Here is a 26,319-nt window from a genome sequence, read left to right as displayed (position 1 = left end):
TGTTCACACTGAGCAGATCTGCCTGACGTTTCACTGTGATCTCGATATAGCCGCGCTCAACCATCGCTTTCCGGACTTCCAAGGGTTCATTTGAGGCCAGATTTTTTTTTGAGCCAGTCCACCTCCAAGTGGTTAGCTCATCCCAATAGCTGGTTGTTCAAGCTGCTCGGGGCTCTATCGGTCTTACCGAGGGGTTAATAGCGACCAGGATTGAGTTGAAGGTTTGCTGGAACAATACCACAGCTTACCCGACAGAATAAGGGCATCCTTGGGCCAATTCCTAGTACGGAAGAAATGCTCACCGTTTCGGGAGTCGGGATGGTTACCTTGGGTGGATTTTTGACCGAAGTCGGTGTTTTCAAGGCTATGATCATGGCAGGCAGATTATACAACCTTATGGGCTTTAATCTAAGAGAACAGCTTCGGTAAGAGAAAGGGCAAATCCACGATTACGAAGACCATCCCGACTTCGAGCTTTACTGTTTCGTGCGGTAATGCCTATGGTGGCGAAAAACGCAGAGTTTAAAGCGCTACACCATTATTACACCTAACGTATTCAGAACCCGCTAAAGAAGAAACAATCCATTGTAGCCTTGTATGGGAAGCTCATTCGGTTAATGAAAGAGAATATTAATTTAAAGTGGGGAGGGTCTCATGACGTTTTTGACAGATCTCGTTTATATATTAGAAAAATTTCATTCAAAGTTTATCCTTAAGAAACTTCAATGGAAGTTTCTCTTACCTCCCCACCAACAACCCCTGAAACACCACATCACCCCGTGTCTTCTCCCGAAGCTCCCTGCAGTTATTCTCCTTCGACTCAATCGTCCAGCCGGCTACCTTCGTGCCGCAGATGACAGCCTCGCTCAACGATAAGCCACGTACAAGCCCCATCACTGTACCCGAAAAGAATGCGTCGCCTGCGCCGCTTGAATCGACGACTTGCACGGGGAATACCGGCTGATACCCGGATTCTTGGGTACGGCTGTCATAATAGATAGAACCGTCTGCTCCCAAAGTGACAACCATGGATTTGAGCGTAGAGGCGTCTACGTATTTTTTCAGAGCGGCGATCCGACCGGTCGTATCCAAGGAATTAAAGTCGGCGGAGACCAATTTTTCCGCTTCTATATGATTGCATATAAAACACTCCAGTTTGCCGAGCAGCTCCGGATGGCTCATGATTACATCCATATTGCCGGGAATGCCAAATACAGGTTTATTCCATTGCTCTGCAATGGACAGTACTTGACAGGAGATCTGATCGTTAAGATCCATTTCGAGAACAAGATGGGAAGAATTTTTGACGATCTCTTCGCCGCGCTGAGTGATAAGGTTTTGCAGCGTTATAAGGTTAGGCATTTGCGAGATGGAACCGACCAGGTCGCCATTTTCATTCAGAACGGCCAGCCACATGCCCATGCCTTCACTTGGCGTGCGTTGCGTATAGTCTAGGGCTACACCGGCATCTTTGAGGCGTTTGCTGATTTCTTCCCCTAAACCGGAATCGTCTACTGTAGAAACAAAAGCGGTTGATAAATCAAGGTTGGCCAAATTTTCCACAACATTGCGGGAAACGCCGCCGTGAACGAATTGGATGCTGCCCAAATTGCGTCCGAACGGATTGTAGCTTTCTTTGGCAAAACCTTTGCAATCGACAAAAATAGTGCCGATCACAGACACAAGAGTTGTCATTCTATGTAATCTCCTTAATGATTTTGTAAAGATGATACGTCTATTATACAACCAATAATTCATATCGTACATGCCCAAACTTGTCTGCATAATCGAACAAGTCCCCACATAGACATGTTATCAGTGAATGTTAATATGTCGATGAAGGGGATGAGCAAATGCGACGGATCACATGGGTCGTAGCCATCGTGATGTGTTTGGCCGTTGTGCTGGCAGGGTGCGGCAAGAAGGATTCAACGTCGGTGGTTAAAGATTTGGACAAGGTGATGAACAAGCTCGACAGCTATCACGGTACGGGCAAAATGGTATTGCATACGGGACTGGAACCTCAGGAGTACGGAGTGGAGGTCAGCTACCAAGCGCCCCATTATTACCGGATCTCGTTGACCAACGAGAAGAAGGATATTACGCAAATCGTGCTGCGCAACGATGACGGGGTATTCGTGCTCACGCCTCATTTGAATAAAAGCTTCCGCTTCCAAAGCGACTGGCCGGAAAATCAAGGACAAGTGTATTTGTTCCAATCGCTCGCACAAAGCATTTTAATGGATAACGAACGCCAATTTACGGCGGACAAGGATGCTTATGTATTTGATGTACAGGCCAACTACCAGAACGGATCTTTGGCACGTCAAAAAGTTTGGCTGAATAAAAAGAGTTTGGCACCGCAGCACGTAGAGGTGTCTGATGCGAATTCGAACGTGATGGTTATTGTGGACTTTAAAGATTTCCAATTTGGCAAGAAGTTTGAAAAAGATTCTTTTGATATGCAGCGGAATATGACAAGCTATAATATTCAATTAATGCCAACCATGGGGAAAGCGGCGGATAATACGGCGCAAAATAAGACGCCTCAGGCGAGTACGGATGCAAAAGCGGCAACCGGTAACGGTGCTGCAGGTGCAGCGGGTACGAATAAACAAGGTACGGCAGCAACAGGTGCAAGCTCATCGAGCGCTACAGGCGCGGCAGATGGCAAAACACAAGGTGCCGCGGGAGCGGCAAGCACCGATGCAAAAGGCGCAGCTGGACAAAATACCAGCAGTGTAGCAAATGGACAAAACCCTGCCGGAACCACAGGCGCTAATGCTCAGAGCTCCACAAATAAAGCAAATACATCCGCTCCAGGCGCAGCTTCGCCAACGGGTGGGAATACACAAGGTGCGGCAGGAGCTAACGCCTCAGGAACTACACCAGGCGCAGCTTCAGGCTCGCCTAAGGATGCAACAGCCGGTGGAACCACAGGAGCTGCTACAGGCGCTTCTGGGGCGTCTGGATCCCCCGTATCTGCTGCGACGGGCAATACAACCGGTGCGACTGCCACGGGCGCAAATGGAGCCGTTACAGGGAACACAGCGGCTCAGGGTACGGGCAATGGTGCTGCAGGCACTAATGGAACCAATGCATCCAAAACGGCTCCCGGTACAGCGGCTCAACCGCAAGCAAGCGCAAAAGATGCAGCTAAACCGGCACCAGGGGCTGGCGCAGATGCATCAAAAGCCGCCGCGGCGGCAGCGAAACCGCAGTTTGGCGTCCTTGAACCGTCCTACATCCCTTCCGGTGTGAAAAAGCAAGATATCCGTGATATGAAGTTAGGCGAAGAGATGGCCGTTATGCTGCGCTACTCCGGCAAATTCAACTACACCTTGGTTGAATCGATGCCGCAAGCGCAAACCGTATCGTCGCTGCCGGGAGATATTGTGGATCTCGGGTTTACACTCGCTGTCATTACCGGGGATGAGAAGAAAACGATGATGTGGACATCCGATGGTGTCGAGTTCAGACTTTCCACCGGAGATCTGCCGCTGAATGAAATGATTAAAGTAGCTCAAGCACTGGAGGATCAATCCGGGAAGTAAGGGATACAACTTGCATAGCGGAATATATCCCTGCACGTATGGAGCGGTATCGCCAGGAAAGGCACCTCTTACACCACAAGGCAAAGGTGGAGTAGGAAGTGCCTTTTTGTCATAATCTCTCCCTCCGATTTCCACCTCATCTGCATATTCTCTAAATCCACCTCAGATGGCGAAAAAAGGATCATATTTCAGGCTGTTTTTCGCATAAAGTTCATTGACAGCGGTATGGTAACCCATTAACATTATGGAAGGGAAGTGCCTCCCACAAGAGGGCTTCCCTTCCGATTTTCAGCGAGGCAGGTGTTCAGTGAGGCGGGGTAACACTTTCCGTTATATAGTCACCCGCGTAGGGTTCGACCGACTGCCGTGCAGCGCCGCAACGGGCACTTGCGATCACGCGTGTTAGAAATGGATGTTACGCTGCAATTAGTATGTCGACGATATAGCATGTCTAGCATATCGACGAACTGGCCTGATCCAATCCAGCTACAAACTGGCCCCATTGCAAAAAAAGCAGCCTACGAACCATAAATAAGCTTGCGCTTATTTTGTCATGGGCTCTGTAGCAATGCTGAACATGAAGCGGAATCGGAACGATAGGCTGTTATTGAAAACGAGACCGGCGAATAGATACATTACGTTACGTCTCCCTACAGGTTAAAAGAAGGTGAGTCAGCATGGATCCGTATTACCGGCCGACACGGGTGGAAATATCGCTCGATGCGCTGCGCAGCAACATTTTGGCTTTTCAGAACGTATTGCCTCCTCATATTAAAAAGATGGCGGTCGTCAAAGCGGACGCCTATGGCCATGGAGCGATAGAAGTCAGCAAGACAGCGATCGCTTGCGGTGTTGAATATATCGCTGTCGCATTTTTGGATGAAGGCTTGGAACTGCGAAGAGGAGGCATCACGGCTCCTATTCTGGTGCTGGGCTACACGGCTCCCGAAGGAATAGCCAGTGCCTACGAACACGATATTACACTAAACGTATATACTCCGAATCTGCTTGAGGCCGCTGAGCAGCTGGACTCGGAAGGCTTTTTTGCGGACAGACCGCTGAAGATGCATATTAAGATCGATTCCGGCATGAACCGACTGGGATTGACTACGGAGACTGAAGCGATCGCTTTTATCGAGCGGGCAAGCCGAATTCCCGGTGTGCTGGTGGAAGGCGTGTTTACCCATTACGCTTGCGCGGACGAGGAAGACAAAACGTACACGCTGCAGCAGCATTCGCGTTTTAAACGGGTGATTGACTATTTTGCAGCTAAAGGCGTTCAATTTCCTTTGGTACATGCCGGCAATAGCGCAACGGCGATCGATACGCCGGAGCTTACCTTTAATATGGTTAGGCTGGGCATCAGCATGTACGGTCTGTACCCTTCAGAGGAAGTGAATCATCAGCTAATCCCTTTGGAGCCTGTAATGAGCATTAAAACGGCGGTTGTCATGGTCAAAGACGTACCCGCAGGTTCCGGAGTCAGCTATGGCGTGGCCTATTATACCCAGCAAGAGGAGCAGCTCGCGACGCTGCCGATCGGCTACGCGGACGGATTCTCGCGGATGCTGTCAGGCAAGGTGAGCGCCTTGATTCAAGGACGCCGCGCTCCGATCGTCGGCAAAATCTGCATGGACCAATGCATGATGAATGTAACCGGCTTTGCAGATGTCTGTATGGAAGACGAAGTTGTCATTTTGGGCAGACAGGGCGATGAAGTAGTGACGGCGGAAGAACTGGCCTCGCTTTTGGGAACCATCAAATATGAAATTACTTGCATGGTTTCGCACCGGGTGCCGCGTGTGTATGTCAACGGAGGCCAGGTTGTGGAAACCGTCAATCCGCTGCTTAAACGGCTTTCTTAAGGAGCTACAGCGACTGTTTTGAGGAGATTGGGTTCCTTTTGTTTAGGGCGCTTTTCAACGTACGCGGGATCCGAGAGACACGTGTCGCGTCAAAGTTAATATTAGAGCCAAAGGCTGCTGAATTTATTTTTCGGAGCGTTAGTTCAGAACTGACAGCCCAAATTGATACTGTTAAGTTTATCCAGACATAAACCGGAACTTCGGGACTGAATGTGTATTTTATCATCAAGAAATATTTACCTGCAAGGAAAATGCGGTTTTTCGAAAGGATTTTCCGTATTTCCCGCGAATATGTAAGATGACTAATACCGCCTTGATGAGGAACTGTATAACATACTTGCAATACGGTGCGCATATATTTATTCTTGTATAGAATTGTTTGCAATGATCCATAATGGTAATATTGCCTTGGGTATTTTTTGGGGGTGCGAGACGAGTGGCCAATGCTCAGAACACGAAACGTATTATGATTAGCTTGCCGGACTATCTGCTTCAGGAAGTGGACGGCATAGTGGAGAAGGAAAACTCCAACCGCAGTGAATTTATCAGGCAAGCCATGAAGCTGTACTTACTGGAGCGTAAAAAACGCCATCTTCGGGAATCGATGCAGCGCGGTTATATGGAAATGGCCAAAATCAACCTGCACATGGCTTCGGAGGCATTTTTGGCGGAGGAAGAAGCGGACAACACTCTTGATCGTTTAGTTAGTGGGGTGTAACCATTGATTGTTAAGCGCGGCGATGTGTTTTTCGCAGATCTTTCACCGGTTGTTGGCTCGGAGCAGGGAGGAGTACGGCCCGTTCTGGTCATTCAAAACGATATCGGCAATCGCTTCAGCCCAACTGTGATTGTAGCTGCGATTACAGCGCAAATTCAGAAGGCGAAGCTTCCTACTCATGTAGAGATTGATGCGGAGTCTCATGGATTCGACAGGGATTCCGTGATTCTGCTGGAGCAGATCCGGACGATTGATAAGCAGCGTCTGACGGATAAAATTACCCATTTGGACGAAGAAACAATGCGAAAAGTCGACGATGCTTTGCAGATCAGCGTAGGTTTGATAGAATTTTAATATGCACGGAATGGAGGCGAGGGTGCCGAGGTGTCCTCGTTTTTTGGTTTGTCTGCAAATGGCTGCGGGTGATGGCGTGCAAGTCAGGTACATGCATGTGCATTTCTACTACCAATCCTTGCGGCAGACAAGCAGTTCATGAAAGTGAAGGAGAGGATGCGGCGAATGGCAAAGGAACCGGCAATGTTAGAAGATGGACAGAACGCAGCGGAATTAACGGAGGAAATGAAAGCGGCCATACAGGAGCGGATCCTCAAGCAGGTTGCAGCCGAATTGCAGCTTGCCGTCGGCAAGGTGCGGACAACAATCGGCCTGCTGGACGAGGGCAACACGATACCTTTTATCGCCAGGTACCGTAAAGAGATGACCGGAGAGCTCGACGAGAACCAACTGCGCGACATTGAGGAGCGTCTGGGCTACTTGCGGAATCTGGAATCCCGCAAGCAGGAAGTTATCCGGCTGATCGACGAGCAGGGAAAACTAACCGAGGAGCTGCGTGCCGCGATAGGTCAGTCCGTGAAGCTGCAGGAGGTCGAGGACCTGTACCGGCCTTACAGGCAAAAACGCAAAACACGCGCCAGCGTAGCCAAAGAAAAAGGGCTGGAGCCGCTTTCTGAATGGATTTTAAGCCAGCCTCGGCAAGGGAACCTGGAAAAAGAAGCAGAAGCGTATATCAACGCGGAGAAAGGCGTTCAGCGTATAGAAGAAGCTGTACAGGGGGCTATGGACATTATCGCGGAAATCGTCGCCGATGACGCTAAAGTCAGGGCTTGGGTACGCAGATATACTCACGATCATGCGATTATGCAGACGGAAGCCAAAAACAAAGACCAAGAATCGGTGTACGAAATGTACTACCAATACCAGGAGCCAGTACGCAAGCTTCCGTCCCACCGTATTCTGGCGATTAACCGCGGGGAGCGGGAAGAAGTGCTTAAGGTGAACCTTGAGGTTCCTGTGGACAAGATTCACGAATACATGTCGAGACAGTACATAAAAGGAAATTCCGTGGTCAAAGATACGCTGACCGCTGTTATGGAGGATGCTTACAAACGGCTGATCGCGCCTTCCATTGAACGAGAGGTTCGGGGCGAGCTTTCCGAGAAGGCCGAAGAGAAGGCGATCCAGGTGTTCAGTGAGAATTTGCGCAACCTGCTGCTCCAGCCTCCGGTCAAAGGTAAAATCGTATTAGGCGTCGATCCCGCATACCGCACCGGCTGCAAATTGGCCGTTGTCGACGATACCGGCAAAATGCTGGAGGTGGCCGTTACATACCCGACGCCTCCCAACAATAAGGTGACGGAAGCAAAACAGAAATTTCGGCAGCTTGTCGAAAAATATCGCATCGACACGGTAGTCATCGGCAACGGCACGGCTTCCCGGGAAACCGAACAGTTCGTGGCCGATTTTATCGGCGAGTTTGCTGTGAGCAGCGGCAAAAAGCTTCAGTATTTGATCGTAAACGAAGCCGGCGCAAGCGTTTATTCCGCTTCCAAACTGGCGCAAACGGAATTCCCCGACCTCGATGTGGCAGAGCGCAGCGCGATCTCGATTGCCAGACGGCTGCAGGACCCGCTTGCGGAGCTGGTCAAAATCGATCCAAAATCGATAGGCGTCGGCCAATATCAGCATGACGTATCGCAAAAAAGGCTGGAAGAAAGCCTCGGCGGAGTGGTCGAATCGGCGGTAAACCATGTCGGAGTGGATGTGAATACAGCATCGCCGTCGCTGCTTTCTTATGTTTCCGGGGTGAACAGCACGCTCGCCAAAAATATCGTTAAGTACCGGGAGGAAAACGGGAAGTTCGTCAGCCGCAAGGAATTGCAGAAGGTGCCCCGTCTTGGAGCTAAAGCATACGAGCAGTGTGTCGGTTTCCTGCGTATCGGAGACGGCAAGAATCCGCTGGACAACACGCCGATCCATCCCGAATCTTACGATGTGGTGGACAAGCTGTTTAAAGAGCTGAAGCTGGAGCTTGCCGAGCTGGGCTCGGAGAGGCTGAAGCAGCTGCTTCAGCAGCTGGAGACGGAGAACGTGGCGGTCAAGCTGGGAGTAGGTGTGCCTACTTTAAGGGATATTCTGGACAGCTTGCAGCGTCCTGGGCGGGACCCGCGCGATGAGCTGCCTAAGCCGATTTTCCGCACGGATGTGCTGCAGATCGAGGATCTGGTTCCCGGTATGGAGCTGCACGGTACCGTGCGCAACGTAATCGATTTTGGCGCTTTTGTCGATATCGGGATTAAAAACGACGGTCTTGTCCATATTTCGCAGCTAAGCGATTCTTATGTTAAACATCCGATGGATGTCGTATCCGTCGGCGATACCGTGACCGTATGGGTATTAAATGTGGATTTAAAGAAGGGGCGCGTCGGTTTGACGATGAAAAAACCGTAACGTTGTGAGTTTGACCGCTAACACTAACGCGCTGTCGCGCATCACCTGTGGATCACTTGAGCAATAAGAAGCGACACATCAAGGGGTCTGACGAGTGGAGGGTCAAGCAGCGATCCGGCGATCCGGCGATCTGCGGGCGGCGGAAAATTAAGAAAGAGCATGAGACAGATCGGCGGGATCTGCATCATGCTCTTTTTTAGTTCATCGTAAGAATGAAGACGATTCATCGGCATCGGTACCCGTTTTGCGGGTGCGGTAAAAAAACCAGCAGTCGTTCAACAGCCGGATTTGCCGGCGGTTTTTGCTTTGAAAAGCTCTCATCAATTGATTGCAGAGCCACTGCGGCATATTGCCTCCAACCCCTTCCCACCATGCTAGCTTGCGCCGTCCGGGGTGGCTGAAAATCGCTGCAGCCCCCTTTACGGAACATAAGATTCGTGATATTAGCATATGGCGGTTTGGGCTCAGACGTGCGTGTCCGCGGCAGCAAGCGGATAAGGAACGAAGCGGCTTAGGCCAGTTCCTCTTCCTCCTCGTACCATTGCTCCAGCTGCGCCTGAAGGGCGCGGATCTCGGTAAGCAGCGATATGAGCGGATATTCCTTTTCTTGAATGGATGAAAATGTGCGTTCCAATTGATTAATGTATTCCAGACCGTGTATGATGCTGTTTTGCGGGCTGACGATTTCCAATTGATCGCATTCGGCGATGAGCCGAGGCAGATTGGGCACATTGCTGGCGGTCAGTTTGGCCAACTCTTTGTGCAGTCGTTGATTTAAAGCAGTGAGCTGGTACATATGAGTCGAAGGGAGCTCCACAAACTCGATGGCGTCTCCGAGCTGAAGGATCGCAAACCTCATTTTGGACATGGCAAAATAACCTCTTTTCTCTCGTCGCAAGCTTTCTACTTGACAGTGTAGCTTATGATCGGGTTACAATTCAAGTAATACAAGCTGATAAAACTTCTTTGGCTTTAGGTGGGATTTACGGATGGATGATCGGGAATTGCAAAGCTGGGTGGAGCGGGTCTCGCTTTCGTCGTTTGGGCGGCCGTTTCGGCATCAGGCGCGGTTTAACAAAAGGCTTCAATCGACGGGCGGGCGTTACTTTACCCGTTCCCATGACATTGAAATCAGCTGGCGGCAATATGAGCAATACGGACCGGACGACGTGGAGAAAATCATCAAACACGAATTGTGCCACTACCATCTACACATTATGAAAAGAGGGTACAAGCACCGGGACGCCGATTTTAAAAACCTGCTTGCCCAGGTTGGCGGCACTAGGTTCTGCCGTGCGCTTCCCGCGGCTCCCCGTAAGGAGCCGTACCGCTATAAGCTGGTTTGCACCAGCTGCGGCATCGAGTACTTGCGCAAGCGCCGACTCGATCCAAAAAAGTACGCATGTGGAAAATGCAGGGGTAAATTAAAGCTCCATGCTCTTGACTTGTCTTCCCGGCCATGATATATTTTTATTTGCATTCCCTGATAGCTCAGTCGGTAGAGCACTCGACTGTTAATCGAGTTGTCACAGGTTCGAGTCCTGTTCGGGGAGCCATGTTTGGAGAGATACCCAAGTGGCTCAAGGGGACCCTCTGCTAAGGGGTTAGACTGCGTAAGTGGTGCGAGGGTTCGAATCCCTCTCTCTCCGTATAGAAGCAAAAGATACCGCCGATAAGGCGGTTTTTTTGCGTATCAGGAGAGAGGTCGGGATGAGAACCCGAGCAGAGGATAAGCGTCGATAGGAAATGAAACGCCCATTGCATTGGCTACATAGCCGCTGTTTGCGTGTTTGGCTCATTGCCAGTTCCCGCCGAGCGCGGTCAACATCGGGGCCCAAAAGGCGTCTGCCGGCAGGTGGATAAGCCCGTGCAAAATAGGGGAAATGCTTGATCTAAAGCGCCTTGCGAAGGGGAATAAATAGCTGAATTATTTTTTTGAAAAAAGAGCTTGTCAACGTGTTGGTAACCTGCTATAATAACACTTGTCGCTTTGAAAGGCGGCTTGAAAAAATGACATCACGGCCCGTTGGTCAAGGGGTTAAGACACCTCCCTTTCACGGAGGTAACAGGGGTTCGAATCCCCTACGGGTCACCATTATTCCTTAAGCAAGTACAAATTAATTGCCCTTAATGATTGAACACATAAATATTTAGAGCCATTAGCTCAGCTGGTAGAGCACCTGACTTTTAATCAGGGTGTCGTAGGTTCGAGTCCTACATGGCTCACGTTAATCGCCACGCGGTTGTGGTGGAATGGCAGACACGCCATCTTGAGGGGGTGGTGGGCGTACGCTCGTGGAGGTTCGAGTCCTCTCAACCGCATTGTATCGAAGGTTCAAAGCCACTTACTTTTCCGTCAGAAAAGGAAGTGGCTTTTTGGTGCGTACCCGTGGAAACACCATGATGAGCTTGCAGGGCGCATTGTTTTGGACGTTTTATCGTCCCTGTTGTACAATAGAGAAATTGGGGGAAGCAACAAAGTATCGCACAAATGAAGAAGGGATGTGTCTGATCTTTCCTTTGACATACTTGTATGCCGGTCATACAATGAGAATATTGTAAAGCCTACGTTTATTTGTATATTTACACAATGATATTTGTCAAAAATGGAAAAAAAAGAATATAATAGCGGTTACATGACGCTAAAATTAGCATTAAAACAGGTGGATTATGTATAATGGGAATTACATATACCTATAATCGATAATAATAGTATGTTTTGCTGAGATGAAATGACGAAGCGCATTATGTGAAAAAGGTGGGAATTTATCAATGGATCATGTATCTTCTTTATCAGAGCTTCTTGCAGACCAAAGGGCATCTTCATTTATTGAGATCCCCGGCGTCCTTTCCCGGACTTTCGGTCAAACCACGCTCACGACAACCTTACCGATGAGCAAGCTCTTCTCGATTTACGAGGTAGACCTCGAGGTACAACGTTCGATCGTACCGCAGAATTTGTCCAAATTAATGGATTATATCATGCTTTATTTGGATAACAATCAAGGAATCTATTTTCCGGGAATTATTTTATCGGCTAGAGGCGCAGGCGAATATGACGAAGAACACCGCGTATACCGGCTGCAGGCGATTGAAAAGCTGTACGTCGTAGACGGGCAGCACCGGCTTGCCGCATTCCGCCGCATGATGGAAACGATGCAAAGCTTGATGGCCCGGGCGAAAGACCGCAGGGAATATGACCGTGTGGACGAAATTACGGAAAAAATGCGTAGAATCTATTCGTTCCCGATGTCGGTTATGATCTATCTCGATATTGATGCGAAGCAAGAACGTCAGCTCTTCTCCGATATCAATAAGCTGCCCCGCAAAATCGGCGGCAATCTGGCTGTACTGCGCGAGCAGCGCCGGTTCTATCACGTCTTGGCTACCCGTATCGCGGAGAAGGAAGAAGCGATGCGTCAAATTTCGGTCGATATGTTCACTGAGCGCGGTAAAGGACCTGAATATGTGTTCTCTTATCATTTGCTCATTGAAATATTGGCAGGTTTGTTCGAAGGCCGTCTGAAATCGGCTGCCCGCAATAACGGATATCATTTTACGGATAAAGATCTGCAGGAGCACCAGAAGCTGGCAGGGCACTATTTCAACCTACTGTTAAAATATTTGCCGCAACCGGAGCAAGGGCTGCTTTGCTGGTCGGAAAACGTGCAAATCGCCATGGCGTTATTCTTTCATGAAGAGGCGACGAAAAGCGCGACGTTTAATAAATATGAACTGGAACACGCCCTGAAAATTTTGCCGCATGTAAACTGGGATGCGATCTATGAAGGGGACGAGAAAGACCGTCTGCCAAGAAGATCCCGGATTATGAAGGCATATCAATATTTGAAAGATTTCTACAAAGAAAACAACTTGCTGCTGATTTCCGCATCGGAAAGCTCTAAGGAGGATGCTGTATAATGGATGGATTATCCCTACGGATGACGATTCACCCGTTTTGTGAAAAATTTGGCTTGGCGACGGTTCCCGTCAAAGTGCAGGATTTGCTAAACTATACGGCGATCGATCCGATGGTTCAGCGTAAGCTCAGCACGGGACAACGCCGTAAAATATCCAACTATTTGCAAGAACGGGAGCTGGAACGCGTATTTTTCGGCCCTGTGACATTGTCGCTTCGCGAAGTCAGCAACTTGTCCCGGATGGAAGAAACGCTGATGCTGCGCCCGGGCTCCAAATTGAGCGTATTGGACGGACAGCACCGGATTTTGGCGCTTGGATTTGTTAATGAGCAGCTGCTGAAAGAATCGCGCAATTTCGAAAGAAAGCTGGCTGCGCTCAAAATCAAGCAAAGAAAACGTCCGGAGGATCAGGAAGTCAGAGACGAGGTAGAGCAGGTCGAAGGTCTGGTCAACCAGATCGAAAGACGCCGTCTTGAACTGATGGAAAGCGAATTGGCCGTGCAAATTTATATCGGGTTGACCGAAGAAGAAGAAAAGCAGCTGTTTGGCGACATCAACTCCAAGGTGCAGCTGGTCAGCAAAGAAATTGGCCACTCTTTCGACTCCGTGGATCCGATCAATATCGTGATTCAGCAAGTCGTAGAGCACAATATGTTCCTGAAAGGGGCGGGTGTGGAGAAACGCGCGAACCTGACGGCATACAACAAGAACTTTACATCGTTCAGCTGGTTGTATTCGCTGGCGACCATTTTGTTCAGCGGCAAAATGCAAACCTCGTACGAGCTGACTCGTAAAGTAAAAAAGGATCCGACGATCTATACCGAGATGCTGCATCAATTTTTCTCGACGATTCTGCCGCTTATGCCGGAGCAGCCGGGTAACCCGCAATACACGTCTTCCAGCCGTGTCGTGCAGGAAAGCATCGCGATGTTCGCACACCGGTATTTGTTCGTGGAAGACCGTTATAACCGTGAATGGACGTCTTGCTTGCGCATTCTGGAAGGGTTCGACTGGTCTCATGAGAATGAGCAGCTGGTAGAGCGCTTTGGCACGCTGGATAACGGCAAGCTGAATATGATTCACGAAAAATCGTTGCGCAAACATGTGAAGCTCATTCAACTGTTTGAGGATTTGCTTGCGGAACGCAAAGAGGAAGAAGTTAGCGCATAACATCCGCTTTCCTCATGTTGTATTGAAAATTGCATTGCTTGAAGAAAGGCCCCTGCTGTATGGAGGCCACTGAAAAAGTAGCGTAGTGAGCGAAATCATGCTGGAGAAGCGTTCGCTTTTGTCCCCGAATTTCACCTGCTTCAGTAGGTATCATTCAAGAAATTCAGGGACAATTGGCGATCGGAAGCATGATTCGCTCATGTAGCGTTCACTTTTTCAGTGGCCCTGCTGCATGCGGGAGCCTTTTTTTGCGCTTAGGACGAATTGCAGTAAACAATCAGCACCGACATTCCGATATTAAAGGGAGTATGTTTTGTTCTAGCTGCAACTTTTTCGAGGAAAAAGGCGTAAATAAATGTAAATATGTACATTCGGAGGTAGGGGTATGAATCGGCTTTTTCGCTTCAGTTCGGCTTTGCTTGCTATATCTATGGGACTACTGCTCGTATTTCCGCTTACGATAGGAGCGGCCGACGTCAAATTTTCCGATGTGGATCCGAAAAAAAACAATTGGGCTTATAACTCGATATATACCATGGCGCAAAAAGGGGTATTAAGCGGCTTTCCCGATGGGCGCTTTTATCCTGACCGTCCGGTAAGCAAAGCTGAGTGGACGACGATGATTGCGCGTCTGTTTGACAAATACAAGCCAAACTTGAACGCGGCGGGCGCGCAGCGGCTGGACGGGTTTGCCGATGTCACAAGCCAGCATTGGGCGTACAAGGACATCTCCGAAATATATGATTATTCTTTCCCGCTAGGAACCTATGGTTTTAACGTGAGAGGCGAGCTTGCTTTCCGTCCGGAGACGGCTTTGACGCGGCTGCAGCTGGCGCAAATGCTGTATGGCTTTTTTGACAACAGGCTGATGGACAGAAGATTAACCGGGAGCGATATTTGCAGTGTGTTATCGGGTTTTAAAGACGTTCCCATCCAAATTTATACCGATTCCGAGGATTACGACGATGCGCGTAAAGGCGACGGGCGGTATTTGGGCAACGGAGGGTTCTCGGACGATTACAGCAGAGTGTTTATGACATTGTTCATGTCCGGTGGAGCGGGCGATTGCCGGCTCGGCACGGACGACTTCTCCAATTATCAGGCGACAGCGCTGGCCAGTCTGCAATCTTCAGGGATCATGACGGCGAATCAATCGGGGTATTTCAGACCGTTAGACAAAATTACCCGTGCGGAAGCCGTGACCATATTGGACCGGATTTATAATTATTTGAATCTGAACGGCTGGTTAAGCGATTATTCGACGATTTACTTAAACGATGCGCCGGGAGGTTCATCCGGAAGCGGGACGGGAGGTTATACTTCATCCGGCGGCGGATATGGCAGTTCAGGCGGGTACGGGAGCTCCTACGACCCTTATGGCGCAACCAACCCGGGCAGTCCGTCCAACATGTCGATTAAAGATTATTTCGACGATCAAGGCGTCATTGTCAAAGACTTGATGAAAGATGGAGAGATTGAGACAGGCGTAGACGTTGGAGACAGCAAGTATCTGGTGATCACGCTGAAATCGAAGGAAAAGGTCGATTTATGGGTGTCCGTTGACGGGCAGTTGGGTTTTGCCAAAATGGAGGAACTTCCGCTAACCTTGCCGGTGGACGGCAGAACGTCGGTAGGAATCAAGACGAAATGGCGCGACCCCAATTTGAATAAAATTGGCGACTTCAGCGTAACGTTATCTGCGCAGCTCTATAAGGAGCTGCCGCCTAAGACCAAGAAGAAATGACGAAACCCAGCAGTCATGAAAAAAGCCGCCCGGGATCACATGTGAACCCGGGCGGCTTTTCTATGCTGGATTTTCGCGCTGCTATTGCAGCAGATGCTTATGGGCGCTGTAATCGATGTCGTTTTTCTCGAGAAAAGAAGTAAGGCTCTTGTAATCACGTTTCGGCGTGGCCAGGATGTATCCTCGCAGACAGTGTTCGCGGGTGACCTCGCCGGCGTTGTCCTCCAGAGCGACCTGCCCGATTCTGGCAGCGATCGAATGTTTGGCAATGTCGCGAAATGGCGTCGGCACGGGAGATACCAGTTGATCGAGGAACGTCTTCGAGTCATCGGTCCATAAGTGACGCGAAGCTTCGACATAGTGATTTTGCCAATCCAGCTTGGACTTGCCGTCGGCTTTCGGCAGCACCTTGAGGAATTTGCGGAACATGAAAAAGCCGCCCACGGACATGGCAAACAGCAATACAAACACCCAAAACAATATAAACCACATGAAACCCGGATTGACCATGGTAAGGATTCACTCCATTTATTGTAATCTGACTGTCCGGTTGAACAACCTGATAAAGTCTATTATTAGAATTATACCCGATTTCTAGATTTCTTGCGACTTTCCTAGTAAAATAGAAACAGTGCCTTGCAAGGATGTTTTCAAATAGTCCGCTGTTTGAGCAGACTTAATCAAGGCGATTTCGCGGCCAGTGAAGCTGGCGCACTAATGAAGGAGTCGAGTATCATGGTGAAAATGGGTTCCCACGTTTCGTTTTCTGATAAGGGGCTGCTGAATGCTGCCGAGGAGGCGATATCCTACGGCTCAGGCACATTTATGATATACACCGGCGCACCGCAAAATACCCGGCGCAAGCCGATTGAAACGCAATATATCGAGGAAGGCAAAAAGCTGATGGGCGAGCATGGCATTGACGAGATCATTGTGCATGCTCCGTACATCATTAATCTTGGATCGTACAAAGAAGATACATTTGAGCTGGCCGTCCGGTTCTTGCAGGAAGAAATCCGCCGCACCGACTATCTCGGCGTGCGCAACATTGTGCTGCATCCCGGCGCTTATACGGACAAGGATGCGGAGTACGGCATCGCGCGTATTGCAGAGGGCTTAAACGAAGTGCTTGCCGGGACCAGCGATACGCAGGTGAACATCGCCTTGGAAACGATGGCCGGCAAAGGCACGGAAATTGGGCGCAGCTTTGAGGAGATTGCGCAGATTATCGACAAGGTGAAGGATAACGAGAGGCTTACCGTTTGCTTCGATACATGCCACGTGCATGATGCGGGATACGATCTCATTAACGATTTGGACGGCGTACTGGAAAAGTTCGATCAAGTCGTTGGGCTGAACCGGATTGCCGTGCTTCACTTAAACGACAGCAAAAATCCGCGTGGAGCGTCCAAGGACCGCCATGCGCCGGTCGGTTCGGGCTGGATCGGCTTTGATGCGATGCAGCGCGTTGTGCAGCACGAAAAGCTGCAGCGTGTGCCGATGATTCTTGAAACGCCGTGGATCGGCAAAGACGATAAAACGCAACGTCCGATGTACGAAGCGGAAATTGCGCTGCTGACCGGCAAAGCGGCAGAACGTTTCGGAACGGATTTCTTGGATCACGTGGAGCGGCTGCACCATTTCTTCAGCAAGCAGGAGCTGGATCCCCGCGAGTATGTGCTGCAGACGTGGGACGTCTTAAAGAACGATGCCAAAGCCAAAAAAGCGGACGGACGCGAACCGATGGAACGTCTTTACGACATGATTGCCGCTGAAAATGTGTTAGCCGATCTAAGCGAAGAACAGATTAATCAACGTTTGACCGCATGGTTTGCCGGCAAGCACGTCTTGCAGACGGTATAAGCGAAGCGGGTTTGAGTATTTAGCACGAGCTGTATAAAACAAAGGAGAATGACATCGCTATGACACCTAGTATGAAGCAGGCTGTGCCCAACAAGAAATCGATCCCGAACCGGGCCCGGATGCTCATTTCATGCCCCGATCAACCGGGGATTGTTGCCGCCGTCTCGCAATTTCTGTTCGAGCACGGCGCAAATATCGTCCAATCCGACCAATATACGATGGATCCGGAGGGCGGTATGTTCTTCATGCGGATCGAATTTGATTTGGAACGTTTGGATGAGCGAATTGCACAGCTGAAGTCCGATTTTGCCGAATCCGCGAATGTATTCCAAATGAAATGGAGCTTGGTGAAAGCAAGCCGCAAAAAGCGTCTGGCCGTATTTGTTTCCAAAGAAGATCACTGCCTGCTGGAATTGCTGTGGCAATGGCAGGCGGGCGATCTGGATGCCGATATTTCCATGGTCATCAGTAATCATCCCGATATGCAGGGGATTGTAGAATCGTTCGGTATCCCTTATTACCATATTCCGGTGACCGCCAATACGAAGGAGGAAGCGGAACGGAAGCAGCTCGAGCTTCTCGTCGGCCAAGTGGACGCGATTATTTTGGCGCGGTACATGCAGATCATTTCACCCAAGTTCATTGAGTATTTCCCGGGCCGCATCATTAATATCCATCATTCCTTCTTGCCTGCGTTTGTCGGCGCAAGCCCGTATGCTCAGGCATTTAAGCGCGGTGTGAAAATCATTGGGGCTACGGCTCATTATGTTACGGAAGAATTGGATGCCGGACCGATCATCGACCAGGACGTTCAACGTGTCACTCACCGCGACAATGTGGACGAATTAAAACGGATCGGCCGGCACATCGAACGGATCGTGCTGGCGCGTGCGGTTTCCTGGCACGTCGAGGACCGCATTATCGTACACCACAACAAAACGGTTGTGTTTAACTAGCAAAAATCATAACGGCGAGCCTGGTTATTGTGGTAAACTTCCACTTGTAGTGGTACAATAATGCAAGTGGTTCGTTATGGGTTTTATTGAAAGCACACGTGAACATTTTCAAAGTCACGCTGGGTAACATGGTTCAAATTCATATTTTCGGGAGGTCACAAAGAATGACAGTTGTCAACAAATCGATTGAACAGCTTTCTATCGATACGATCCGGACATTGTCGATCGATGCCGTACAGAAAGCCAACTCCGGACATCCGGGGATGCCGATGGGCGCAGCGCCAATGGGGTATGAGCTGTACGCCCGCGTAATGAAGCACAATCCGGAGAATCCGCAGTGGATCAATCGAGACCGTTTTGTTTTGTCTGCAGGGCATGGTTCGATGCTGTTGTACAGCATCTTGCACCTGAGCGGCTACGACTTGCCGATGGAGGAGCTGAAACAGTTCCGCCAATGGGGCAGTCTGACACCGGGACATCCTGAAGTAGGACATACGGCCGGCGTTGACGCCACGACAGGTCCGCTTGGACAAGGTTTCGGCATGGGCGTTGGTATGGCACTTGCGGAAGCGCATCTGTCCGCCGTTTACAATAAAGACAATTATAAAGTGATCGACCATTACACATATGTGATTTGCGGCGATGGCGACCTGATGGAGGGGATCTCCAGCGAGTCTGCATCGCTGGCAGGCCACCAAAACTTGGGCAAGCTGATCGTGTTGTATGATTCCAACGACATCTCGCTCGACGGCGAACTGAACCTGTCGTTCAGCGAACGGGCGAAAAGCCGTTTCGAAGGTTACGGCTGGCAGTATTTGCGCGTAGAAGACGGGAACGATCTCGATGCGCTGCATAAGGCGGTGCTGGAAGCGCAAGCCGACCACAGCCGTCCGACATTAATTGAAGTTAAGACGATTATCGGTTATGGCAGCCCGAATAAAGCGGGTAAAGGCGGACATGTAGGGCCTCACGGTTCTCCGCTTGGCGCGGACGAAGTTGCATTAACCAAGAAAGCATATGGCTGGGCCGAAGATCAGCATTTCCACGTGCCTGCTGAAGTCTATGCTCATTTTAACGAAGCGAAACAACGCGGCATTCAAGCGGAGGCTGAATGGAAGCAAATGCTCTCCGATTATGCCAAGGCTTATCCGGAACTGGCCAAGCAGTTTGAACTGGCTGCTGCAGGCGAGTTGCCTGAGGGCTGGGATAAAGACATCCCGGTTGATGCCGATGCCTCGAAAGGCACACGTACCGCTTCGGGTGCTGTGTTGAACGCAATTGCCAAAAATGTACCGTCCCTTGTCGGTGGTTCCGCGGATCTGGAGTCCTCCACGATGACGCATCTGAACAACACCGGCAGAATGGAGCCGAAAGATTACAGCGGCCGCAACATTTACTTCGGCGTTCGCGAATTCGGTATGGGCGCGGCGGTCAACGGCATGCTGCTGCACGGCGGCTTGAAAGTGTTCGGCGGCACATTTTTTGTGTTCTCCGACTATTTACGCCCGGCGATCCGTCTTGCCGCGATTCAAAACGTGCCTGCGATCTACGTGTTCACGCACGATAGTATCGGTGTAGGCGAAGACGGACCAACACACGAGCCGATCGAACAACTCAGTGCATTACGCGTAATTCCCGGCATCACGGTCATTCGTCCTGCAGACGGCAACGAAACGGCTGCTGCTTGGAAATATGCGGTTGCCAATAAAAAAGGCCCTGTAGCGCTCATTTACTCCCGCCAAGCGGCTCCGAAGCTGGAAGGTTCGAGCAACGCGGCAGAAGGCTTGCTGCGCGGTGCATACGTATTGTCCGATGCGGCAAACGGAAAGCCGCAAGCGCAAATTATCGCTACCGGTACCGAAGTGCAGCTTGCTGTAGGCGCTCAGAAACAATTGGCTGAAGAAGGCATCGCTGTGCGTGTCATCAGTATGCCAAGCTGGGAGCTGTTCGATAAACAATCGCAAGAATACAAGGATTCGGTCATTTTGCCTGAGGTGAAAGCTCGATTGGCTGTTGAAATGGGCCATCCGTTTGGCTGGGACCGTTATGTTGGAGACCAAGGCGCAGTGCTGGCCATCAACAAATTCGGCGCATCCGGTCCGGGACCCGTTGTAATCAAGGAGTATGGCTTCACGGTCGAAAACGTAATCGCTCAAGTGAAACAACTGTTGAAGTAACCTATACGCAAGTTTATATAAAGGGGAATAAGCGCAGATGGCTGAGTGGAGCAATGTCACTGTCGTGACAAAAGCAAACTTGTATTTTGACGGAAAAGTAACAAGCCGCACTGTTGTATTTGCAGACGGCACAAAGAAGACGCTTGGCATCATGCTGCCTGGCGAATACGAATTCGGCACAGCGGCCAAAGAAATTATGGAAATTCAAGCGGGCGAGCTGAAAGTACTGCTTCCGGGGCAATCCGAATGGCAGCAAATCAGCGGCACGGGCGAATTTACGGTTCCGGCCAACTCCAAGTTTAAGCTGGAAGTGCAATCGGTAACCGATTATATTTGCTCTTATATTGAAGAGTAGTCCCAAATAATGAAAACCCCCTCTAACCGGGAGCGTTAATGCGCCCGTTGCAGAGGGGGTTTGTTTTTAACATGATATGCTTCGCCGAGAGAGATTTGATCAGAAGGTTTTGTTATGTCGTCGGGGTGCCGGTTTCAAGTTTGTGGCGAATATACTCCTCAAGTTTGATGCGAACATAAGGAGGAATTCCCGACAGCATGCAGCCGTAACGAAAGCCGTTTTTATCCGGTGTGATTCGGATGATCCGGCCGATGATAGGCGGAAGTTCGGCTTCCTGCGGAAAATGAATAACAACAAACATATCGAGTGTGAGCGGATAATTCGACACGATCTGCAAGCCGCCTTCCGATAAATCGAACAACGTGCCTTCGATATGTTGGCCGGAGAAGGCGCCCTCCTGCTCCCATTCGTACAGCGACAGCAAAAGCTTGATGTTCATAAGCACTCGTTGATTGCGGCGGCGTTCGCGTGCGCTTGGGGACGGATTAACGGTCTCGGGTTTATCCTCTTCGGCCAAGGGTTGGCTTGCCGTAATTTTCGTATGCATCCATTCTTCATAACATTGAACAACAGCGTTCAAATCGTTTTCGCCGAGACCGCGGCTAAGCCCCATTTGAAACACGCCGGTCGCCGATTTAAGCAGCGGAGCGGGAAGCTTCAGCGTGTCCGTCAAACTGCCGGCGAGCAGCAGGTCTTTCAGCATGAGCTGCAGCGAAAACATATTGGCGAAATCGCGGTCGATGATTTTTTGGCCTCTTAATTCCGCTTGTTTGCTATGTGCCGCACCGGCCATAACGACCTGTAAAAACTGCTGGGCGTCGAGATTGGCTTTGGCCGCTATCGACATGCCTTCAATCAGGCCAAGCGCGTTGATTCCGACAATCGTATTATGCGCTAGCTTGGCGGTTGAGCCTGCGCCGGAAGGTCCCATGTACAGCACCTTGCTTCCCATCGCCTCAAACAAAGGCAGCTGTTCGTTCAGCACAGAGTGACTTCCTCCGACCATAAACAGCAGCGTTCCGTTTTCTGCCGCAACAGGACCGCCGCTCACCGGGGCATCGAGAAAATCGGCATAATGCTGCGCGAGCTCGCGATGCAGCTTGCGGCTTGCATCCGGCGAAACCGTACTGCAGTCGATCACGGTTAATCCGGGCCGCACGCCATGCATGATGCCATGCTCGCCGTAAAATACGTCCAATAATACTTCGTCGTTGCTGAGCATCGTAATCAGGACATCTGCGTTTCGTGCCGCCTCGGCAGGGGTTTCCGCAAGATCGGCGCCTTGTCGGACCAAATCCTGCGCTTTTTCCGCTGTGCGGTTGTATACGATGACGGAGTATCCTTTGCTGAGTAATGTGGCGGCCATAGGTTTGCCCATCGTGCCAAGTCCGATAAAACCGATCGTCTTCATAACTTTCACCTCTCCTGTACATTCGCGGAATTTGCAGTTGTTCCGTTGCGACACACGGACTTAAACCTATTGATCGTTTCGATGATGAAAGCAGTCTGTATCCATATTGTAGCATTTCGCCTGCCGCAGAGAAAGGAAGGAACCGTGAATAGGCTTACAATTTTGGACATACTTGATCGCGGGTCGGAAGTAAAGTATTCTATCGGTAAGTGTAAAATATGCCAAGGGGGATTTTGTAAACATGAGTTCAACGCTTCGTTTCGATTACAGCAAAGCGCTGTCGTTTATCGGCACGCATGAACTTGAATATTTAACGGGCGCAGTCAAGCTGGCGCACGAGCAGCTGCATAACGGTACAGGGGCAGGCAGCGATTATTTGGGCTGGATCGACCTTCCGGTCAACTATGACAAGGAGGAGTTCGCCCGGATCCAGCAGGCCGCAGCGCGAATCCAAGAGGATTCCGACGCGCTTGTCGTTATCGGCATCGGCGGGTCGTACCTGGGCGCAAGAGCGGCACTGGAGATGCTCTCGCACTCTTTTTACAACATTCTGCCTAAAGATAAACGGAAAACGCCGGAGATTTATTTTGTCGGCAACAATATCAGCTCCACTTATGTGACTCATTTGCTGCAGCTGCTTGAAGGCAAAGATATTTCCGTCAACGTCATTTCCAAATCGGGAACAACGACGGAGCCGGCTATTGCTTTCCGTATTTTCCGCGATCTGCTGGAGAAGAAATACGGCAAGGAGGGTGCCCAGAAGCGTATCTACGCTACCACCGACCAAGCCAAAGGTGCGCTTAAAAAGCTTGCTGTCGAAGAGGGCTACGAATCGTTTGTAATTCCGGACGACGTAGGCGGACGTTACTCTGTTTTGACGGCGGTCGGGCTGCTTCCGATTGCAGCGGCGGGCATTGATATCGAAGCGATGATGCAAGGCGCAGCGGATGCGCGTGACGCTTATTCGAATCCGAATTTGGACCAGAACGAAAGTTACCAGTATGCAGCGGTGCGCAACGCCTTGTACCGTAAAGGGAAAACGACGGAAATTCTCGTGAATTACGAACCTTCGCTGCATTTTGTTTCGGAATGGTGGAAACAACTGTTCGGAGAAAGCGAAGGCAAGGACTATAAGGGAATTTACCCGGCATCGGTGGACTTCTCGACCGATCTGCATTCGATGGGGCAATTTATTCAAGAAGGCAACCGCACCTTGTTTGAAACGGTGATTCAGGTGAACAATGTGCCGGAGACGATCGTCATCGGCGAAGATGCCGACAATTTGGACGGGCTTAATTTCCTGAGCGGCAAAACGATGGATTTTGTCAATAAAAAAGCGTTCGAAGGCACAATGCTGGCTCATACGGACGGAAATGTGCCGAATCTGATCGTGACGATCTCCGATATGACGGCGTACACTTTCGGATATATGGTGTATTTCTTTGAAAAGGCGTGCGGCATCAGCGGATATTTGCTTGGCGTCAATCCGTTTGATCAACCGGGTGTCGAGGCGTATAAGAAAAATATGTTCGCATTGCTGGGCAAACCGGGTTTTGAGAAGGAAAAAGCGGAGCTGGAAGCTAGGTTGAACCGGTAACTTCAGGCCTAGCCATAGAGCGAATAACAGTCTTCATCCAATATTTGGGGAGGGCTGTTTTTTGTTTTTTTTTGTCGAACAGGTAGGAATTTTGCTGTGATGTGGCGAAATACTAAAGTGATGAAGTGCGGACTGCACGAGGCACACGCATAAGAAATGGGGTGCTGCATCGACATGTTGGATCAATATAAGACAGTAAAGCAACTTGGTGTATCTGAGATTGTCATCAAGAAGTCGAGATTTATCGGTCACGCGAAGCCGGTTCAGTCCGAAGAAGAGGCAATCCAATTTATTGAAGCCATCAAAAAGGAGCATTGGTCGGCAACGCACAACTGCTCAGCTTATATGATCGGTGAACGTGATGAATGCCAGAAACAATCCGACGACGGAGAGCCAAGCGGAACGGCGGGCAAGCCAATTTTGGAGGTTATCAAAAACCAAGGCCTGAAAAATGCCGTTGTCGTGGTCACGCGTTATTTTGGCGGCATTATGCTTGGTGCGGGTGGTCTAATCCGCGCTTATACGGATGGGGCTGTAGCCGGTCTGGCTGCAGCGATGCCGGTATACAAAGTGCTTCATACCGAAGTGCTCGTGGAAATCGACTATACGTGGCATGGCAAGGTCGAGAACGAGCTGAGAAATCGGGGAACCCTTATGGGCGAAACCCGGTTTACCGATAAAGTCACCTTGTGCTGCCTCCCCAAAGCTCCGGAAGCCCCTGCGTTTGTCGCTTGGATCACAGACCTTACGCAAGGTCAAGCTGCCATTGTTACCGGCGAAGAGCGTTATATGGAACATGAAACGATAGAATAGCATGATTCGGAACCCGACATTCACAGCATAGTTTAACCCGCAGCAGTAGGTTCTGTATTTGGCGATTTGCCCAGAACAGTGAGAAAGCGAGTTGAATGACATGGCAAGGAAAGCGGTAGCGCAGGAGTTGAGCAGGGAGCGCATACTGGAAGAAGCAAGGGGGCTGTTTGTTACACACGGCTACCGCAGCTTAACGATGCGCAGTATTGCCAAAACAATGGGGTATAGTCACGGCGCATTGTACTACCATTTTAAAGAAAAGGCGGAACTGTTTCATGCTCTTGTCAGCGACGATTTCAATATGCTGTTGTCCCGTTCCCATGACATTATAGGGCGGACCCGGCTTGGCGAGATGGCGCAGTTGGAGAGGCTGATGCTGGAGTTTATTAAGTTCGGTTTGGAGAATCCGAATCATTACGAGATTATGTTTATGATTAAAGATCCCGAGCTGCAGCAGTATTCAAGAACGGAGAAAGCGCAATGCCTGGATTTGTTCGCAACCGTCGTACGAGCCATATTAACCAAACGCGCGGATGCTGATGACCGGATTTATTCGGCTCCTTGGAGCTTGTTTATGTCCATGCATGGATTTATTTCTTACAGCATCAATTTTAATCAAACTTACGATGAAGTGAAGAAATTGGCGGAAGCTCATGTGAAATATTTATGTGAAGGTCTTTTGGGGAGAACTGTTTCATAAAGTAGTACAAATTAAAGGGAAAGGAAGGAATTTCATGGATTTAATGGTGAACACTCAGGAAAACGTGGAATACATGATCGAAGAAATCAAAAAGAAGCTGAGAATGGCTTCCGGCGCGGCGCTGAGGGCTTCTTCTTTTGACCCGGAGCATTACGAAGACTTGAAGGATATTTACGATATGGTTGCCAGTAAAAGCAGCTTCAGCATACTTGAAATCGAAGCGATTACAACCGAGCTAGGCCGGCTTCGCAAGGCGTAAGACTTGAGCTTCCCGTAGAGGGAAGCTTTTTTTAATGTGGACAGCCGCACATCTTGCAGGCACATGGGACAAATGAACAAGCCGGGAACAGGCACATTCCGTATGATGGTAAAGTAATTTGAGATTCCATACGGAGGTGGGATGGAGCATGCAAACGGTGAAGAAAAGAGACGTTGAAAAATTGCTCGGCAAGCGTATATATGCTATGAAAAAAGACGGCACGATGGTGACCGGCAAACTCGTCCACGTGAAAGGCAATCAGCTGTATTTGACTCCGCTGAAAAAAAGCAAAAACGTAAGAACTTCGGCGATTATTCCGCTCGTGTTGTTTGATCTGCTGGCAGTCGGAACTTACGGTGGCGGATACGGCGGATTCGGGGGATATGGCGGATATGGCTACCCCGGCGCGTATGGTGGTTATGGTGGCTACCCCGGTTATATCTGGTAATATACGACCTCTTCCCGCTTC

General features: G+C 49.9%; 23 protein-coding genes, 5 tRNA genes and 1 pseudogene. 23 read left to right on the top strand and 6 right to left on the bottom strand.

What is annotated here, in order from left to right; all coding sequences use genetic code 11:
* Window positions 1–30 precede the first annotated feature (30 nt).
* Complete coding sequence (locus EYB31_RS41640; protein WP_131018498.1) at window positions 31–90, bottom strand: KxYKxGKxW signal peptide domain-containing protein; 60 nt, start codon at window positions 88–90, stop codon at window positions 31–33.
* 648 nt (window positions 91–738) lie between these two features.
* Window positions 739–1,695, bottom strand: a complete 957-nt coding sequence (locus EYB31_RS36505) for a PfkB family carbohydrate kinase (protein WP_131018491.1) — start codon at window positions 1,693–1,695, stop codon at window positions 739–741.
* A gap of 158 nt (window positions 1,696–1,853) precedes the next feature.
* On the opposite strand from EYB31_RS36505, the pseudogene EYB31_RS41715 reads away from it, so the two are divergent.
* From EYB31_RS41715 to EYB31_RS36480, 5 genes and pseudogenes are all read left to right on the top strand, one after another.
* A pseudogene (locus EYB31_RS41715) lies at window positions 1,854–2,483 on the top strand (LolA family protein); the annotation flags it as partial.
* A gap of 1,748 nt (window positions 2,484–4,231) precedes the next feature.
* The gene (gene alr, locus EYB31_RS36495; RefSeq protein ID WP_131018490.1) at window positions 4,232–5,419 is read left to right on the top strand and encodes an alanine racemase; all 1,188 of its coding nucleotides are present in this window, start codon (window positions 4,232–4,234) and stop codon (window positions 5,417–5,419) included.
* A 436-nt stretch (window positions 5,420–5,855) separates the two neighbouring features.
* On the top strand, window positions 5,856–6,137 hold the full coding sequence (locus EYB31_RS36490) for a CopG family ribbon-helix-helix protein (protein WP_131018489.1): 282 nt from the start codon (window positions 5,856–5,858) through the stop codon (window positions 6,135–6,137).
* A gap of 3 nt (window positions 6,138–6,140) precedes the next feature.
* Window positions 6,141–6,491, top strand: coding sequence for a type II toxin-antitoxin system PemK/MazF family toxin (locus EYB31_RS36485; RefSeq protein WP_131018488.1), 351 nt, complete (start codon window positions 6,141–6,143; stop codon window positions 6,489–6,491).
* A gap of 183 nt (window positions 6,492–6,674) precedes the next feature.
* On the top strand, window positions 6,675–8,885 hold the full coding sequence (locus EYB31_RS36480) for a Tex family protein (protein WP_131018497.1): 2,211 nt from the start codon (window positions 6,675–6,677) through the stop codon (window positions 8,883–8,885).
* A 201-nt stretch (window positions 8,886–9,086) separates the two neighbouring features.
* Here EYB31_RS36480 and cmpA read toward each other — a convergent pair whose 3' ends face one another.
* The gene (gene cmpA, locus EYB31_RS36475) at window positions 9,087–9,233 is read right to left on the bottom strand and encodes a cortex morphogenetic protein CmpA (protein WP_131018496.1); all 147 of its coding nucleotides are present in this window, start codon (window positions 9,231–9,233) and stop codon (window positions 9,087–9,089) included.
* A 163-nt stretch (window positions 9,234–9,396) separates the two neighbouring features.
* The gene (locus tag EYB31_RS36470) at window positions 9,397–9,753 is read right to left on the bottom strand and encodes a hydrolase/acyltransferase (protein WP_131018487.1); all 357 of its coding nucleotides are present in this window, start codon (window positions 9,751–9,753) and stop codon (window positions 9,397–9,399) included.
* 121 nt (window positions 9,754–9,874) lie between these two features.
* Between EYB31_RS36470 and EYB31_RS36465 the strand changes: the two genes are divergently transcribed.
* The 9 genes from EYB31_RS36465 (at window position 9,875) to EYB31_RS36425 (ending at window position 15,719) form a co-directional block, all read left to right on the top strand.
* Complete coding sequence (locus EYB31_RS36465) at window positions 9,875–10,348, top strand: SprT family protein (protein ID WP_131018486.1); 474 nt, start codon at window positions 9,875–9,877, stop codon at window positions 10,346–10,348.
* Window positions 10,349–10,365: 17 nt separating this feature from the next.
* Window positions 10,366–10,441, top strand: a tRNA-Asn gene (locus tag EYB31_RS36460).
* A 5-nt stretch (window positions 10,442–10,446) separates the two neighbouring features.
* Window positions 10,447–10,534: transfer RNA gene (locus EYB31_RS36455), tRNA-Ser, on the top strand.
* A gap of 371 nt (window positions 10,535–10,905) precedes the next feature.
* Window positions 10,906–10,980 (top strand) — tRNA-Glu (locus tag EYB31_RS36450).
* A 58-nt stretch (window positions 10,981–11,038) separates the two neighbouring features.
* Window positions 11,039–11,111, top strand: a tRNA-Lys gene (locus EYB31_RS36445).
* A gap of 13 nt (window positions 11,112–11,124) precedes the next feature.
* Window positions 11,125–11,207: transfer RNA gene (locus tag EYB31_RS36440), tRNA-Leu, on the top strand.
* A gap of 450 nt (window positions 11,208–11,657) precedes the next feature.
* Complete coding sequence (locus EYB31_RS36435; RefSeq protein WP_131018485.1) at window positions 11,658–12,806, top strand: DNA sulfur modification protein DndB; 1,149 nt, start codon at window positions 11,658–11,660, stop codon at window positions 12,804–12,806.
* Window positions 12,806–13,975 (top strand): DNA sulfur modification protein DndB, encoded by a 1,170-nt coding sequence (locus EYB31_RS36430; protein ID WP_131018484.1) that lies wholly within the window; start codon window positions 12,806–12,808, stop codon window positions 13,973–13,975. The genes EYB31_RS36435 and EYB31_RS36430 overlap by 1 nt, the downstream gene beginning before the upstream one ends.
* Before the next feature lie 385 nt (window positions 13,976–14,360).
* Window positions 14,361–15,719 carry an S-layer homology domain-containing protein gene (locus EYB31_RS36425; protein ID WP_131018483.1) on the top strand — a complete coding sequence of 453 codons (1,359 nt, stop codon included), beginning with the start codon at window positions 14,361–14,363 and terminating at the stop codon, window positions 15,717–15,719.
* Between the two features lie 81 nt (window positions 15,720–15,800).
* Here the strand turns inward: EYB31_RS36425 and EYB31_RS36420 are convergent, their stop codons facing one another.
* Window positions 15,801–16,229, bottom strand: a complete 429-nt coding sequence (locus EYB31_RS36420) for a DUF2621 domain-containing protein (RefSeq protein WP_131018482.1) — start codon at window positions 16,227–16,229, stop codon at window positions 15,801–15,803.
* Between the two features lie 225 nt (window positions 16,230–16,454).
* On the opposite strand from EYB31_RS36420, the gene EYB31_RS36415 reads away from it, so the two are divergent.
* The 4 genes from EYB31_RS36415 to ppnP all read left to right on the top strand — a co-directional run bounded on the left by EYB31_RS36415 (window position 16,455) and on the right by ppnP (window position 21,070).
* Window positions 16,455–17,582 carry a deoxyribonuclease IV gene (locus EYB31_RS36415; RefSeq protein WP_131018495.1) on the top strand — a complete coding sequence of 376 codons (1,128 nt, stop codon included), beginning with the start codon at window positions 16,455–16,457 and terminating at the stop codon, window positions 17,580–17,582.
* A 59-nt stretch (window positions 17,583–17,641) separates the two neighbouring features.
* Entirely contained in the window at window positions 17,642–18,538 is an 897-nt protein-coding gene (gene purU / locus EYB31_RS36410; protein WP_240763188.1) for a formyltetrahydrofolate deformylase, read from the top strand.
* A gap of 164 nt (window positions 18,539–18,702) precedes the next feature.
* A complete protein-coding gene (gene tkt / locus EYB31_RS36405; protein ID WP_131018481.1) occupies window positions 18,703–20,715 on the top strand; it encodes a transketolase in 2,013 nt (670 codons plus the stop codon).
* 37 nt (window positions 20,716–20,752) lie between these two features.
* Window positions 20,753–21,070, top strand: a complete 318-nt coding sequence (ppnP, locus tag EYB31_RS36400) for a pyrimidine/purine nucleoside phosphorylase (protein WP_131018480.1) — start codon at window positions 20,753–20,755, stop codon at window positions 21,068–21,070.
* 112 nt (window positions 21,071–21,182) lie between these two features.
* Here the strand turns inward: ppnP and EYB31_RS36395 are convergent, their stop codons facing one another.
* Entirely contained in the window at window positions 21,183–22,481 is a 1,299-nt protein-coding gene (locus tag EYB31_RS36395; protein ID WP_131018479.1) for an NAD(P)-binding domain-containing protein, read from the bottom strand.
* A 241-nt stretch (window positions 22,482–22,722) separates the two neighbouring features.
* Between EYB31_RS36395 and EYB31_RS36390 the strand changes: the two genes are divergently transcribed.
* The 5 genes from EYB31_RS36390 to EYB31_RS36370 all read left to right on the top strand — a co-directional run bounded on the left by EYB31_RS36390 (window position 22,723) and on the right by EYB31_RS36370 (window position 26,298).
* Complete coding sequence (locus EYB31_RS36390) at window positions 22,723–24,078, top strand: glucose-6-phosphate isomerase (protein WP_131018478.1); 1,356 nt, start codon at window positions 22,723–22,725, stop codon at window positions 24,076–24,078.
* 174 nt (window positions 24,079–24,252) lie between these two features.
* Window positions 24,253–24,891 (top strand): YigZ family protein, encoded by a 639-nt coding sequence (locus EYB31_RS36385; RefSeq protein ID WP_131018477.1) that lies wholly within the window; start codon window positions 24,253–24,255, stop codon window positions 24,889–24,891.
* A 100-nt stretch (window positions 24,892–24,991) separates the two neighbouring features.
* Window positions 24,992–25,591, top strand: coding sequence for a TetR/AcrR family transcriptional regulator (locus EYB31_RS36380; protein ID WP_131018476.1), 600 nt, complete (start codon window positions 24,992–24,994; stop codon window positions 25,589–25,591).
* 34 nt (window positions 25,592–25,625) lie between these two features.
* On the top strand, window positions 25,626–25,850 hold the full coding sequence (locus tag EYB31_RS36375; RefSeq protein WP_131018475.1) for a DUF1128 domain-containing protein: 225 nt from the start codon (window positions 25,626–25,628) through the stop codon (window positions 25,848–25,850).
* 148 nt (window positions 25,851–25,998) lie between these two features.
* Window positions 25,999–26,298 (top strand): 50S ribosomal protein L33, encoded by a 300-nt coding sequence (locus tag EYB31_RS36370; protein WP_131018474.1) that lies wholly within the window; start codon window positions 25,999–26,001, stop codon window positions 26,296–26,298.
* Window positions 26,299–26,319 lie beyond the last annotated feature (21 nt).

The sequence above is a fragment of the Paenibacillus thalictri genome (assembly GCF_004307995.1).
Classification (GTDB): Bacteria; Bacillota; Bacilli; order Paenibacillales; family NBRC-103111; genus Paenibacillus_AF; species Paenibacillus_AF thalictri.
Note: the sequence above shows the minus strand (reverse complement) of the source record. Positions and strands in the feature narration are given on the sequence as shown.